The sequence below is a fragment of the Methanobrevibacter sp. genome (assembly GCF_045539575.1).
Classification (GTDB): domain Archaea; phylum Methanobacteriota; class Methanobacteria; order Methanobacteriales; family Methanobacteriaceae; genus Methanocatella.
Genome location: NZ_JAZQFM010000055.1, coordinates 1 through 13,375, shown reverse-complemented (window position 1 = coordinate 13,375; position 13,375 = coordinate 1). Strand labels below are relative to the sequence as shown.

Genomic DNA, 13,375 nt, shown 5'->3' with positions numbered 1-13,375 from the left:
GAAGAACACTTTCTAATTGTCTTAACTAAAAATAATTATATTTATATATGACATTGCATAAATAATCAATTAAGAGTGTTGTCTCTTTGAGTCAACCTCAATGAATTAAAACAGGTTTAATGTCTATTGGTGGTGTCGTGAGTTTTTAACTTGCGATATTAGACATTAACATTTTAAAACTATTTTTTTTCTATTGTTTAAAATTAATTCAATTTCAGATTCATCAGTGAAGATGGATGAAAAACTAACCTAACCTCACATGTCACTATTTTTACACTTTCAGCAAAACCTCACAGAACCAAAATTTAATATTCATTAGTTAATAATATATTACCATGACTTTCACAAACAATGATGCAAACATCAAACAGTTTCAGCTGATCAAATTCATCAATGAAAACTCAGGCGATGACCATGTCATGTCAAAATGTTCAATCGTGCTTCGCCGTGACAAGATCGAGGCTCCATATTACATGATATGCAAAATCATGCTCTCATCATGCATTGACATGGAGGAGATGGGACTCTTTCATGCGATGGATGTATTGAACCATGTAAGAAGACACAATTTAACAGAAGATGCATACAACGAAATCAGGGCTCTTGTTCTTGACGTTCCCGAATCAGACATGGTTAAAATCACAATGGATGATGTGCAAATCAAGATGGATGTCATGACAAGAAGCGATGAGCAGTTCAGAGCACTCTTTGATGAATGCCGTGATCTTTTTGATAAGATTGACAGTCTGATTGGATAAATATTTTTTTTGAATGGACAGTCCATATGGTGACTGTCACAATTATTGTTTTCAGCTCGGTTTATTTTAGGTTTAAATCAGATAAGCTATTGAATAAACTAACATTTCTTTAATTTTAACGATGAGTTTAAATATAATCTCAAACTAATATGTGTTTAGACACATGTAATTATCAATTTTTTTAAAAGTTGCTTCATGTTGGTGATAAGATGAGGGAAGGGCCTTTCAGGGAAGATGAAAACGAGCTGCCATATCTGGTATATGAAAGACGTGACAGGAATTACAGTAATTATGAGGACGATTATTCCTATGATGACTACAGAACACCTGGAAGAAATATGAGAAATGACCTGCATATCAATAACGTTCCTTTCTGGGAGTTTCCTACATATGTAAGGCGCCTCAACATCTCCGAAAACCATAAGGACACTATCCTCCGTCTGGTTGACATTAAAGCTCGAAACTGCACTTTTTCGATTAATCATGTTCGGGATGACCTCAGGATGTCATTCAGGGCTGAAAACGAATATGTCACAACTGAAATCAGGGTTCACTATGACTTCGGAGAGTCCTCTTTTGATTATTGCGGGGGCACAACATATCACGACAGGCTGGAGTCAATGCAGTGGTTTAAAAATCTTGTGCAAAAAATGGAAAACGAGAAAGGATTCAGCTATGAGTTCTGCTTCAATGGCCATGACTTTACATCACGTGGCGGCAGGGTCGTCATTAACGACTCATTTGAAACCATGGTGATGTTTGAAAAGGATAGGTATGATGACCATTACGCCTACAGGATAGACTTTGAAAAAAGAAGGCTTGAAGAATACAAGGAGTATTCATTCATTGAATATTACGAGTTCTTCTGCTGAATTTAGTAATTCTCTCCGAGCCATCCCTGGTTGATGTCGGGGTATCCGCATTCCTCGCAGTAGCCGTCATAGTAGGGTGCGCCGCAGGAAGGGCACTCGCAGTATGATGGGCTGCGCTCACGGTAAACTTGTCTTTGCTGTTGCGGTCTTGTTGTTGTATTTCTTTTTGGAGTGCTTGAGTTTCCGCTGTCGCTTCCGCAGCAGGCGGCTATGACGATAATGAAAAACACAAGTGTAGCTATTCCTCCTATAATTCCTGTTGCCATATTGAATAATATTATGCTCATGTTATTAATACTATGTGGTTATTTTTCAAGCATTCAAGATTTTTTCCCGCATTACAATTTACCTTTCAATGGATATGAGTGGGAATATTTTTATAATATTATTGATTAAAATGCTTGATTTTCAAATTCACTGACAAAAACTTTATATATGATGTTTTTTTGACTGCAATTTTACCAAATGACTTCAACAAGTATTAAATATTGCATTGCATAATATATTCAACCAAGAGTGTTGTCTTTTTTGACAATCTCTAATAAATCAATATGGGTTTAATGTCTAAAGGTGGTGTTGTGAGTTTTTAACTCGCAATATTAGGCATTAAATTTTAAAACTATTTTTAAAACATTTCATGAGGTTAATGCTGATATAATAAGTGTGCTATTTTTCTTTGATGTGAAATTTCTAATTTAAAAAAAAGTAAAGATAAAAAAATAAAAAAGTTAATGTGACATATTTAAAAGAGAGTTCCTTATTCATCCAGTTTTGGAATTCCGGTTATTCTAAGGCCTCCATAATGGGATTTGTATTTGATGTTCAATCCTATAAGCAATGGAGTTATCTTTTCGATAATCCTAGATTTTTCCAAAATTCCTGTATCGATGGTGCGGATGCCCGGAATCTTATTGATGAGTTCAGCGGCAGTTGCCTTGGCATCATTGTCGTCACCTGCTATCAGACAGTCGCAGTCGATTTCTTCAGGGATATTTGACAGGTGGGAGTTTGAAATATTACAGAATGCACAGATTACCTTTGCACCGGTTCCCTCAAGAATTGAAGCGGTTCTCTCAGCTGCTGATCCTTCCATTAAATCTATAAATCTGAAAGGTTTTCCGCCGATTGCTGTTTCAAGAGGAACTGTTGCATCGAGAACTATCTTATCAGTACAAAATTCTTTAATGCCTTCAAGAGTCGGCTTTTGCGCTGCAAGCGGTACGGTAAGTATTAGAATGTCTCCCTCTTTTGCCGCATCCTCGTTGGCCATTCCGCACATGTTTGAAAGGCCATAGTCTGAATATTTTTCCTTTGCTTCCTCAACTACGCTTACTGCCTTTTCCTCTTTACGTGAACCTACAATAACTTCCACGCCTTCAATTGCCAGTCTGAGTGAAATTCCAAGTCCCTGCGGACCGGTTCCGCCGATTACACTTACTATCATCTTATCACCCTTGTTTAAATTAATAAAAAAAGAAGTATTTCTACTCCTTTTTCATTAATCATGTTTAAATGGTTGCAACACCGCCGTCAATGGTCAGGTCAAGACCGGTGACATAATTTGCCTCATCGGATGCAAGATATACTGCACCGTATGCGATGTCCATGTCTGTTCCGATTTTTTTCATAGGCACTGTGTTTTTGTTTGCTTCAAACCATTCTTCGGATACGTTTGCCAACATTTCGGTCATGATACCTCCAGGACAGATTGAATTGGCACGAATGCCTAGTGGAGCGAGTTCTGCTGCAAGAGATTTGGTAAAGAGTCTTACTGCACCTTTAGATGCACAGTAAGCTGATGTGTTGGCGATACCGTGAAGACCACCGATTGAAGCTGTGTTGATGATATTTCCGAATCCCTGTTCTTTCATGATTGGAATGACAATTTGGCATGCCTCATAGTAACTGCGTATGTTGAGGTCCATGATTTTGTCAAAATCATCAAGCGCTGTGTCTTCCACAGGTGCTGTGACGGATCTTCCTGCGTTGTTGACGAGCACGTCGATTTTTCCGAATTTTTCCATGGTGACGTCAAAGATTTTGTGAAGGTCTTCTGATATAGTGGAATCCGCTTGTACAAAGAGGCCACATCCTCCTTCGTCAGCTATTTCTTTTTCAATTGCTTTTCCTTTTTCTTCACGTCTTCCTGTGAATACAACTTCTGCGCCTTCTGCAGCAAAGAGCTTAGCCATTGCACGTCCCATACCGGAAGTTGCACCTATTACGATTGCGGTTTTTCCTTTTAAACGATCCATATTTTCACCTTTTTCACTTCATCCCCTGAATTTATTCAATAACAGTTTTGGGGTGTCAATTATGTGATTGGATAAATCAGAGGATTTAAACAGTCTCTTCGAGTGAGGTTACGAAAACAAAAATGCATTTTCTAAGTTTTTGTGGTAACCTAATTCATAATTTATATAAACTCATTAATATACTTAAGTTTCTTAAGTAAGTTTCTTAAGTAAAATTTTTTTTTTTAAAAAAATATCATTGACTGATTATTTTACCTAAATCAAGCAAGAATACCTTGACTTCTATAAGTCATGGATGAATTGTACAAATCGTGATTAGTTTTCAAATGCTCTCTGATGAATTTTAAATAGTCTCAATATAAAAAGAATAAATGGCAATGACAAAAGTTTGTAAAAATTTTTTTTTCAACGATGACCAAGTTAAAAAAAAGAAAACTTCAATCTGTATAAAATTGCCTGAACCTTCGGGACGAGGGGGATAGCACGGTAATCCTATACTCATTAGAGTATAAAGCCCGTGAAGTAAGAATCCTCAACTTCTACAAGTTGAGGTAGTTCAATGTGTGTTCTGGTGATGGAATGTTCGTGGGTGATGGCGTTGGCGGTTGTTTTAAAAATTCTCGGGGTTCATGTTTTCAGGCACTCCAATGTTTTTGTCATCGGCCCCGTCAAGCTTTTCTGTCATGCTGACGGTTTCCTGGGCATATCGGTATAGCATCCTCTTGAAATCGCGAACCTCATCATCATCAATGTCTGCAAAGAGGCGGGATTCCATTTCATAAATGGATTTGATGAGGGAAAATATGATGAGTTTGCCTTCATTTGTCAGGTTGATGATTTTACGGGTCTTTTTAGTTTCATCAACGGTTCTTTCAATATAACCATTCTTTTCAAGCTTCTGAATGGTCTGAGCCACTCCTGATTCGGAAACGAACATCAGTTCAGATAAATCCCTTTGGGAGCAGTTCTGATTGTAGAAAATGTAAATCAGGTAAGTGATGTCTCTCGGAGTGAGGTTGTCATACTTTTTCCTCATGTATTCGTTTTGAAGGATGTGTATATGATAAATGTAGAGGATGATTGGGGTAAAGTTAATTCTTTCTTCTTCCAGATGTAGGCCTGTCATGATTTTCACCTTGATGATATTTATGAATTTTTTTATAAATATGATTTTTGCGAGATGGCCTGGATGAACTCGCTTATTTTAAGGCAATCCTTTTATGATATTTATTGATTTAAAATAATTTTGTTCAAAAATTTCCTTTAAAATATGGGTGATGTGAATATAATATGATATTTTATGGAAATTCGGGCAAATATGAAAAAAATAATTTTTATTTATTGAACATTTTTTTAAAATTATTTTCTTTTATGGGAAATTTTCCAATAAATCAAAAGATTTATATATGATGGTCTACATAATTATGTATAACTAAGAACAAAACACCAATTGTTTTTAGTGAAATATTTTTTTAAATCAAATTATAGGAGCCATTACCATGAATATGTTAAAATTAAATAAACAGAGCAGACCTGACTTTGGCGAACTTTCAAGAATGACTTCCGGTTTGGAGGATTTCCTTGATGCTGTACCTGACTTTGCAGATAAGGCGTGGAGAGATAACCTTGACGTGATCATAGATTTTCAGGATGATGACGGAAGCTTCAAGCTTTTTGAGACATATGACATTCCAAGCGATGCAAGGGTGGATTTCTGCTACGTTCCGACATACATCTGTACAGCTGCACTCATGAAGGCATTTTTGTTAAATCCTGATGCATTCACTGAGAAGGCAAAATCCGCACTTACTGCCGGACTTAAGATGTCCTGTGTCAAGAACCTCAGGGGACACGGCTATGAAGCATTCAAGGGCCAGATTGAGGCGCTGAAGCTTTTCATGAAAGCGGGACTCAATGAGTTTCTTGATCAATACTCTGAATTGTGTCCTGAGTTTACAAAAATGATTGAAGGCATTATCTCCACATTCAGCGAAAGAAAAAGCGACAGGAGATTCAAGGGCATGTGGGGCGAAAGCTATGAAAGCGAGATTGAGGAGGTCAACGACTACTTCTCCCACAGAAATGTTTTCGTCTACGGAACGCTCATGGAGGGCGAGTCCAATCACAGATTCCTTGAAAACAGCACATGTCTCGGAAAGGCAACGGTAGAGGGCTATGACATGTATGATGTGGGATGGTATCCTGCAATCGTACCCGGAGACAGCCTGATTGTCGGCGAGCTTTACTCAGTTCCCCTTGAAGACATTGCCTCCATCGACATGCTTGAAGGTGAGGGAAGCCTATACGCCAAGAGGTGTGAAATTGTAACTGGGTTTGACGGAAGCAAAAGCCTTGCGTCAGTCTACGTTTACCTTGGAGATGTCTCAGGCCTTGAAAGGATTCCGGCATGGGGCGAGGAATACCTCTGGTATGTATCATACGGAAGCAACATGCTCTATGAACGCTTCATGTGCTACATCAAGGGAGGATCATATCACGGCAGCAGATATCACCCTCCGTGTGAGGATACGACCTCTCCGGTGGCAGTGAAAGCTGTAGATTTGCCTTACTCAATGTATTTCGGAAACTTTTCCGGATCATGGCACGGAAGCGGCGTGTCATTTCTGGATGTCACAGAACCCGGAAAAGCCCTTGGGGTGGCATATCTCATAACTGAAAAACAGTTTGAGCATGTCTGCCGCAGGGAAAACGACGGGCGCGAGCCTGAGCCTGGATACGGCTGGTATGAGGACATCATAGATTTGGGTGAGATGGACGGCTTTAAGGTCAAAACAATCACCAACAGGCAATTGCGCGACTACAATGAGCCTTCACCAGATTATCTTGATACTCTGTCTGACGGAATTGCTCAGAACTGGCCTGAAATGTCTGAGGATGAAATCAGGGATTATCTTGAAAGCTGCATAAGATAGATTTTATCTTTTGGGAAATTTATGAATAATTATACAGTTTTGACAATTAAATTTAGGTTGGAAAATTAGTTTTTCCAATCAATCTTATTTTTTTATGGTTTAATTAAAAAAAGCTTGATGTTAAGTAGGTGTGATGGGATTCGAACCCACGAAGCACTAAGCAATAGGCCCTGAACCTATCTCATTTGACCGCTCTGACACACACCTATGTAAAAATAGATAAATATACTTTGTTTTTCTGTGTTTAAATACTTTTAAGATTTTTATGAAATATTTTTATTCTTTGCCTAAATTCCGACTTTTCATTCTTGAGATGTGGGTGATTTGATACGATTGCAGTGAATTATTGCGGTATTTATTGTTGATCTTCTGTTTTGATTGAATATGGTTAATTTTTTTAATTAAGATTAGTTTTATTTTTTGAGCGATATTATCATTCATAAAAAAAGATTAAGTGTTACATTAAGTAACACTTCATTTATTTCAATTTATATATGCCCATAATGATTATTGCTAAAATAGTAGTTATTATAAGCAACCATGGAGAATAAGGGGGCAATAAATTCAAACTGTGAGTAATGAAACCCACAATCAAACCTAAAATAAACCACAATATGATAAAACCAATGATAGTGGCCATGATACTGCCAATATCTTGGAATGCAGAGTCAACATCATCGATATGAGGTTTATCAATCTTTTTACCGCAATGTGGGCAGTATGTTTCACCTTGCCGTATCTTTTCACCACAGTAAGGACATCTCAATACAACCACTTTCTACACCTCAACAGGAGTAACTTTATTCAATTTATTAAATTCTAATAAATTTTCTGCAATCATGCTAAAATCTTCTTGTGAGTCATTAGGAGTCCAGGAACCAACAATATATTTTGTTCCATCTTTTTCAATGACTTCCAAGAAATAATTATCTTCATCTGTTATTCCGATATAAATATTTGGGTTGTTTTCATAAGGTTGTACCATATACATTGTTTCAGTATCATTCTCAAACCAAGTCTGTTTATTCTCATCGTTATACTCACTAATCATGAGATTATGTCCTTGTTTGTCAACAAAATCATTATTTCCAACAGCTTCCAATCCGGAAGGTGCTTTAAACATTTGATTTAACTGTGCTGCGCTTACAACACTAATGCATAGGAATATTATTCCTATTCCAATTATAATTTTTGTAATATTCTTCATAATTTTCCCTCCAATAGTTTTTTGAAATTATTTTAGTTAAACTGATATGGGTTTAAGATTATTTAACTTATTAAACTCAGTGATCACATTAAGAAACTCTTTTTCTTCGGATGGAGACATTTTTGAATCAAACAATACACTAACAACATATTGTTCCCCATTAATGTCAACAATTTCAGTGTATCCTTCGTAACCAAATTTAGCATGTTTTTCGCTATAACCAAAATCTGTGTATTTATAGATATTATCTTCTATTTTTTCGCCATTTCCGGTTATGTACTTGATTGAATTTTCATTAACTGGAACAACAGTTAATTCAACCCTGCCATCTGTTTCTTTTGTGGATAATCCTGTATTATCAAATGCTTTGAAATTGGCAGGGTTCTTCAAAGAAGTATAATCAACAGCACATACTACGTTTGCAGTTAGGAAAACTCCAAGTAAAATCAATAATATAACTAATTTTTTCATACTTTTATCCACCTATATTTTTCATGATAATATTATGTGTATATTTTGAATTTAATAGATTTAACTATTGAATTTTTGTTTTTTATTTAATATCCCAATTTGTTAAAATAAGTTATAATGTATTTTCAAAAATTTTTTTTTATATTTTCAATTTCAGTCTGAATTTAGTATAATTGATTTATTAACAACTTTAATATAATATTATTAATAAAATTAATTAATGATATTTATTTACGAGTTTGAGGGAGTTATTAAGTAATGGAAATTTTTGGTAAGGAATTTAATTTAAGATTCTTTTTGTATACAAAAGGTTTGCCGGCATTGATTATTGCGGATCTTTTTTTAATCAGTATCGTACTGATTTTTGAACTGCCATTAAATGTAAAGAGTTTTATCTATGGATTTGATTTGGTCGTGTGTTTAATTCTTTTGGCGGAATACTTTTTGGGTTTGTACCTTTCATCTCCAAAGAGAGATTACATATTTGACAAACAGAATATCATAGGACTGATTGCTTCAATACCTTTTGATTTTATTTTGCTTTTGGTTTCACCTATTGCAATACCGGTTTTCTTTTTAAGGTATCTCAGGATTTTCAAATTAGTCAGAGTATTTAATTTGGCGAAATTTGATGTCATTAAGGATTTATTCAGAAAGACAGGATTGGATAAGATTTTACTTGGAATAGCTGCCACAATATTTATTTTCTGGCTGTTATTTTTCCTCTTCAGTCCGAGTTACGGATGGTTTGATGATTTTTATTTTGTCATAGTTACTCTGGCAACTGTAGGATATGGGGATGTAACTCCTAAAACATATAATGAAAAGGTACTGGTCATAATTTTAATTCTGATAGGAATATTTGTATTTTCTGCAATTACGGCGGCAATGTCCTCATTTTTAACCGACCGCATACTTGATAATGATGAAGATGATCTCTCATGGAAGATGTTCATAAGCGTATAGATGAACAGTCTGAAATGATTATGAATGAAATGAATGCTGTTCATGAGGAAAATGAAAAACTGCATGAGGAAAATATGAGATTACAAGAGGAAATTGAAGAATTAAAGGAATTAATTAAGAATAAATAATTTATTGAAAATTAAAATAATTATTTTCTATTTTTAATATAGAGTTGATGATTTAATGAATAAAATTATACGTTCAGGATAAAATTATTTGTTGTGCTTCATAGGGTTTTTAAATGAACAAATTAATGTGGTGAAGAAATAATAGCTTTCGTAAAAAAATTTGAGGATATTAATTTAAAATTATAAACTTTATTAATTTGATAAAAAGTTTAATCATTGTTTATAAATGAGGGATTATAAAATAATCCCAAAAAATTAATTTTTGAATTCATCAATGACCTTTGCATTCTTGTTGAATCCGACAGTATGACCATCAGTATATGTAAATGAGAAATCTTCACCTACAGGGAATGAAAACATTGTTGTGCCGTTGCCTTCATCCTGAATGTCGAGAGATCCAATTTTCATACCTAATGTGTCTCTTATGTTAATGTCATTGCCGTTTCCGTAATTGGTTTTCAAGTCCCAGTCCAAGACGGTTTTGACGTTATCGCTGATATCTGCAAAATCAGTTTCATCATAGTAGTCCACATAGTATACCCCACTGTCAACTTCAATTGCAAATGTGTATCCTGATTCCCCTGCAGGAGTTTCCGGTCCGAAATATGTGACCAAATCATCACTGGACACATGAACGGTTTCCGCACTGACGGCAGAAAGGGTCATGATTGCAAGAATCAATCCTAAAATCAATACATATTTTTTCATTTTTCATATCTCCTTATGTTTCGATACTTTTATTTATGGGCGCTTTTTCATATATATTGATATGGATTATATTATGATTATAATCAAATTTTACATTAATTATGTAACATTTAATTGCCAATTCATGTTGCAGATTGTAAATTTTTATTTAAATCAGGACAAAAAGTATATGAATGGTTTTTCATGAATTAAAAGAACTATTTAATTTTCACTTATTTTTTGCACTTGATAAGTACGGCAATTTTAGCATTGGGCAATGTTATTTTCTTTTTTCTGTGTGAATATGCTATTAATTTAATATGACTTAGTTAGTTTTGTTTACATTATTATAACAATATTCATATAAGATACTTTTCATATATATTAATAAATTTGATTATACATACTGTGGATAGTCAAATAATTGTATTTGAGGGATTTTTTATGAATAATTTAAAAAAAATAGCATTTGGTTTAATTTTGTTGATACTGGCTGTTGGTGTTGCCTCAGCAGTAAATCCTGATGATTTTAAATGTCCTGATGGATATGAAAAAATTGGAACAGCTTCATATAATGGTTATGAATTCAGAAATGCGGACAATCAGAATTTAGATATTTATGATTGGGATGGGTTAACAAATATCTGGTTTGGAAACTATGATTCTCATAGCTGCTGGCATTATGACAATAATATTTATGCTTATACTGATGCAGGTTTTTGTGGATATGAAGAACTTGTAGAACATGATGGTAAAACATATTTGATTGTTTCATTTCTTAGGACAAGTTCTGTTGGTTCTGATATTCCAGATAGTTTATATGAAAATTTACTGGAATTCAATGAACTGAATAATTTGGAACCTATTCCTGTAGAAAGATAAATTCATGTAATTTAAATAGTTAAAAATTAGGAGGTGACTCATGAAGGTGTATTGCCCAAACTGCGGTACAGAGTTAGATGATTCAATGAATTTTTGTTCTAATTGTGGCACATCTATGAATGAAGACTCTATTGATTCGGATATTGAAGAAACAACAGAAAATAATTCAGTCCAAAGTGGGGATTTGGTTAAAACTGAGGATAAGTCTAAAAAATCCGGCACAACCAAGTTTTCTACCACTACAAAGATATTTTTGGGAGTTGCAACAGCTTGCATAATATTGTTTGTAATAGGGATTGTAGCTATTGGATTTTCAATGATGAATTCTGCAGATGATGCTGGCATTAGCGATTCTTCTTCAGAAACTCTTTCCCCGTCTTTCACAGACACTATTTACGGCATAAATTTTCAGATTCCTGAAGGTTATGAAACATTTAGTGGCACTGATAATAAAAATAAGGGAACTATGGTAACATATGATCGGTCTTATTTGGGTCCTGATGGAAATATAATAGAGATATCTATTTCTACAACTCAAGGTAGTTTTTATTGGGATTTGAGTCAGAATCGTGAGTATGATGATGTTGAAAAAACCATCAATGGTCATGATGGAGTAATGAAGTCCTCAGGCATATTTTCATATGTTACTGGCGATAAATTGGTTGTCATTACTGGAGCTGATGAACAACAATTGGAAAGTATAATCATTGAATAACTACTGTATTTTAAAAATAATATATAAAAAATTTAAAAAATTAAAAATTTTAATAGGTATTAGGTTAATTTGATAAGTCTTGAGATTTATCGTTGTAACGTTGCCTCAATCCTATTAAAATTATTATTAACAGATAACAAACTAATAGATTTGCATATAAATATCTATAATCCTGAATTGGTGTCGAAACAAAAATCATTATGATGTTCAGCATGTTCGGAATATACATCAGATAGATTTCCCGAGTCCTTGTTATTGCATGTATCATTATCAGTAAGATGATTGACAGATACATATACAATGCGGGGCTGTTGAACACTGTATCCAGTATGCTGCCTTCAATACCCAATGCCGCAAGATTAAGGCAGTCAAACCATGGAGTTCCCCAATTTGCATATGAAAGATTTTCATATGGTGTTGTAGGAGTATAGTTGTGTTTGTTGTAATATGAATTGAAATCTGATTGTAGTCTATCATGATTTCCGTCCATATAATAAGGACGTCCGATCCAGTGGTCTCTTACGATATTCCACACCATTGGGGATGAGCCGAAGAGGTATTCAAGACAGTGCAGAGGGTTTTTAAGGGAGTATTTTATTGCCAGTCCGATATATGTTTCTTTATTGTCTTGATAATGGTGCAAATCGGCTATGACAAGTATCGGATCCGTTCCCGTAGGCATATAGTAGTCCTTGACCTTATCAGATTCAAGGAGTTCATTAATCTTCGCCCTGTCTGTGTCTTCCATTTCCAGATTAAGATCATAGTCTGCAAGCATGTGGATGACCTTTGCCATGACTGCATCTTTTGCATTGTCCTCAACATCATAGGCAACGTCCAGTGATGAAATAAGCAAAATGAATGCCATGGTCAAAATTACTATGCCTAGACACATTTTCCTGTTTTTTTTAATGAAAAGATAGATTGCATATATTGCCATTGTAATCAGGGCAACGTACATTCCGTTTCCTCTTAGTTGGGATATGATTGCCATTACCAATGAAATGGCCACGATGAATCTCCAGTCCACATTGCCCTTTTTGTTTATCATAACCATAGCCAAAAAGCATAAAAACATCAGAAAGTAACTGAAAAGTACATCCTTCCACAATGTCACGGAATACATTCCATTAATAGGAATTATGCATATTATTGCAGAAAAAATAGCCTGCATCTTAAATGTTTTGTTATTTTCTACAGTGTCGTCACGATTATATTTACAAATTATCGTCCACATTGAGGAAAATACTAAAATCTGAAAAATTCCTATTGAAATAGTATTTGGGTATACTTTCAGACATAACATTTCAATAAATGTGTGGAAAAATGGATGCCAATTGGTAAATTGACCAGATGCAATTTGATGCAACTGGTTAAATGAATCGATCGTAGCTATTCCTGGGTAAAAAACTGTTAGATAAATTGAAAATATTACAACAGGTATTAAAAATATCTTTAAGTCATTATGGTTAAATTTTTTAATTTCCGAAAAAATTTGTTT

General features: G+C 34.6%; 15 protein-coding genes and 1 pseudogene. 7 read left to right on the top strand and 9 right to left on the bottom strand.

Annotated elements, in window-relative coordinates; all coding sequences use genetic code 11:
- The first annotated feature begins 335 nt into the window (after window positions 1-335).
- Window positions 336-758, top strand: a complete 423-nt coding sequence (locus ACKI30_RS06905; RefSeq protein WP_407411064.1) for a hypothetical protein — start codon at window positions 336-338, stop codon at window positions 756-758.
- 209 nt (window positions 759-967) lie between these two features.
- Window positions 968-1,630: a hypothetical protein gene (locus tag ACKI30_RS06900; RefSeq protein ID WP_407411062.1), complete on the top strand. Its 663-nt coding sequence runs from the start codon at window positions 968-970 to the stop codon at window positions 1,628-1,630.
- Between the two features lie 2 nt (window positions 1,631-1,632).
- Here ACKI30_RS06900 and ACKI30_RS06895 read toward each other — a convergent pair whose 3' ends face one another.
- The 4 genes from ACKI30_RS06895 to ACKI30_RS06880 form a co-directional block, all read right to left on the bottom strand.
- Window positions 1,633-1,917: a hypothetical protein gene (locus ACKI30_RS06895; protein ID WP_407411060.1), complete on the bottom strand. Its 285-nt coding sequence runs from the start codon at window positions 1,915-1,917 to the stop codon at window positions 1,633-1,635.
- A gap of 470 nt (window positions 1,918-2,387) precedes the next feature.
- A complete protein-coding gene (npdG, locus tag ACKI30_RS06890) occupies window positions 2,388-3,074 on the bottom strand; it encodes an NADPH-dependent F420 reductase (protein ID WP_407411058.1) in 687 nt (228 codons plus the stop codon).
- A 64-nt stretch (window positions 3,075-3,138) separates the two neighbouring features.
- Entirely contained in the window at window positions 3,139-3,885 is a 747-nt protein-coding gene (locus ACKI30_RS06885) for an SDR family NAD(P)-dependent oxidoreductase (protein ID WP_407411057.1), read from the bottom strand.
- 610 nt (window positions 3,886-4,495) lie between these two features.
- Window positions 4,496-5,011 carry a MarR family winged helix-turn-helix transcriptional regulator gene (locus ACKI30_RS06880; protein ID WP_407411056.1) on the bottom strand — a complete coding sequence of 172 codons (516 nt, stop codon included), beginning with the start codon at window positions 5,009-5,011 and terminating at the stop codon, window positions 4,496-4,498.
- A gap of 373 nt (window positions 5,012-5,384) precedes the next feature.
- Here ACKI30_RS06880 and ACKI30_RS06875 point away from each other — a divergent pair, with 373 nt between their 5' ends.
- Complete coding sequence (locus ACKI30_RS06875; RefSeq protein WP_407411054.1) at window positions 5,385-6,818, top strand: gamma-glutamylcyclotransferase; 1,434 nt, start codon at window positions 5,385-5,387, stop codon at window positions 6,816-6,818.
- A gap of 478 nt (window positions 6,819-7,296) precedes the next feature.
- Here ACKI30_RS06875 and ACKI30_RS06870 read toward each other — a convergent pair whose 3' ends face one another.
- From ACKI30_RS06870 to ACKI30_RS06860, 3 genes are read right to left on the bottom strand one after another with little or no spacing between them, the layout of a single operon-like run.
- A complete protein-coding gene (locus ACKI30_RS06870) occupies window positions 7,297-7,593 on the bottom strand; it encodes a zinc-ribbon domain-containing protein (protein ID WP_407411052.1) in 297 nt (98 codons plus the stop codon).
- A 3-nt stretch (window positions 7,594-7,596) separates the two neighbouring features.
- Window positions 7,597-8,025, bottom strand: a complete 429-nt coding sequence (locus tag ACKI30_RS06865) for a hypothetical protein (protein WP_407411049.1) — start codon at window positions 8,023-8,025, stop codon at window positions 7,597-7,599.
- Window positions 8,026-8,061: 36 nt separating this feature from the next.
- The gene (locus tag ACKI30_RS06860; protein WP_407411047.1) at window positions 8,062-8,496 is read right to left on the bottom strand and encodes a hypothetical protein; all 435 of its coding nucleotides are present in this window, start codon (window positions 8,494-8,496) and stop codon (window positions 8,062-8,064) included.
- A 258-nt stretch (window positions 8,497-8,754) separates the two neighbouring features.
- On the opposite strand from ACKI30_RS06860, the gene ACKI30_RS06855 reads away from it, so the two are divergent.
- Window positions 8,755-9,462, top strand: a complete 708-nt coding sequence (locus tag ACKI30_RS06855) for an ion channel (protein WP_407411045.1) — start codon at window positions 8,755-8,757, stop codon at window positions 9,460-9,462.
- Window positions 9,463-9,845: 383 nt separating this feature from the next.
- Here the strand turns inward: ACKI30_RS06855 and ACKI30_RS06850 are convergent, their stop codons facing one another.
- A complete protein-coding gene (locus tag ACKI30_RS06850; RefSeq protein WP_407411043.1) occupies window positions 9,846-10,298 on the bottom strand; it encodes a hypothetical protein in 453 nt (150 codons plus the stop codon).
- A 459-nt stretch (window positions 10,299-10,757) separates the two neighbouring features.
- Here ACKI30_RS06850 and ACKI30_RS06845 point away from each other — a divergent pair, with 459 nt between their 5' ends.
- The 3 genes and pseudogenes from ACKI30_RS06845 (at window position 10,758) to ACKI30_RS06835 (ending at window position 11,874) form a co-directional block, all read left to right on the top strand.
- Window positions 10,758-11,159 carry a hypothetical protein gene (locus ACKI30_RS06845; protein WP_407411041.1) on the top strand — a complete coding sequence of 134 codons (402 nt, stop codon included), beginning with the start codon at window positions 10,758-10,760 and terminating at the stop codon, window positions 11,157-11,159.
- Window positions 11,160-11,199: 40 nt separating this feature from the next.
- Window positions 11,200-11,268 (top strand): annotated as a pseudogene (locus tag ACKI30_RS06840) (zinc-ribbon domain-containing protein); the annotation flags it as partial.
- Window positions 11,269-11,274: 6 nt separating this feature from the next.
- Window positions 11,275-11,874: a hypothetical protein gene (locus tag ACKI30_RS06835; RefSeq protein WP_407411193.1), complete on the top strand. Its 600-nt coding sequence runs from the start codon at window positions 11,275-11,277 to the stop codon at window positions 11,872-11,874.
- Between the two features lie 64 nt (window positions 11,875-11,938).
- On the opposite strand, the gene ACKI30_RS06830 is transcribed toward ACKI30_RS06835, so the two are convergent.
- A partial coding sequence (locus ACKI30_RS06830; RefSeq protein WP_407411039.1) for a hypothetical protein occupies window positions 11,939-13,375 on the bottom strand: 1,437 nt, incomplete at its 5' end.

Excerpts from the sequence above, each read along its gene's own strand:
- ACKI30_RS06885 (WP_407411057.1), bottom strand. The coding sequence starts at position 3,885 with ATGGATCGTTTAAAAGGAAAAACCGCAATCGTAATAGGTGCAACTTCC.
- ACKI30_RS06880 (WP_407411056.1), bottom strand. The coding sequence starts at position 5,011 with ATGACAGGCCTACATCTGGAAGAAGAAAGAATTAACTTTACCCCAATC.
- ACKI30_RS06900 (WP_407411062.1), top strand. The coding sequence starts at position 968 with ATGAGGGAAGGGCCTTTCAGGGAAGATGAAAACGAGCTGCCATATCTG.
- ACKI30_RS06865 (WP_407411049.1), bottom strand. The coding sequence starts at position 8,025 with ATGAAGAATATTACAAAAATTATAATTGGAATAGGAATAATATTCCTA.
- ACKI30_RS06850 (WP_407411043.1), bottom strand. The coding sequence starts at position 10,298 with ATGAAAAAATATGTATTGATTTTAGGATTGATTCTTGCAATCATGACC.
- ACKI30_RS06855 (WP_407411045.1), top strand. The coding sequence starts at position 8,755 with ATGGAAATTTTTGGTAAGGAATTTAATTTAAGATTCTTTTTGTATACA.
- ACKI30_RS06835 (WP_407411193.1), top strand. The coding sequence starts at position 11,275 with ATGAATGAAGACTCTATTGATTCGGATATTGAAGAAACAACAGAAAAT.
- ACKI30_RS06875 (WP_407411054.1), top strand. The coding sequence starts at position 5,385 with ATGAATATGTTAAAATTAAATAAACAGAGCAGACCTGACTTTGGCGAA.
- ACKI30_RS06860 (WP_407411047.1), bottom strand. The coding sequence starts at position 8,496 with ATGAAAAAATTAGTTATATTATTGATTTTACTTGGAGTTTTCCTAACT.
- ACKI30_RS06905 (WP_407411064.1), top strand. The coding sequence starts at position 336 with ATGACTTTCACAAACAATGATGCAAACATCAAACAGTTTCAGCTGATC.
- npdG (WP_407411058.1), bottom strand. The coding sequence starts at position 3,074 with ATGATAGTAAGTGTAATCGGCGGAACCGGTCCGCAGGGACTTGGAATT.
- ACKI30_RS06895 (WP_407411060.1), bottom strand. The coding sequence starts at position 1,917 with ATGAGCATAATATTATTCAATATGGCAACAGGAATTATAGGAGGAATA.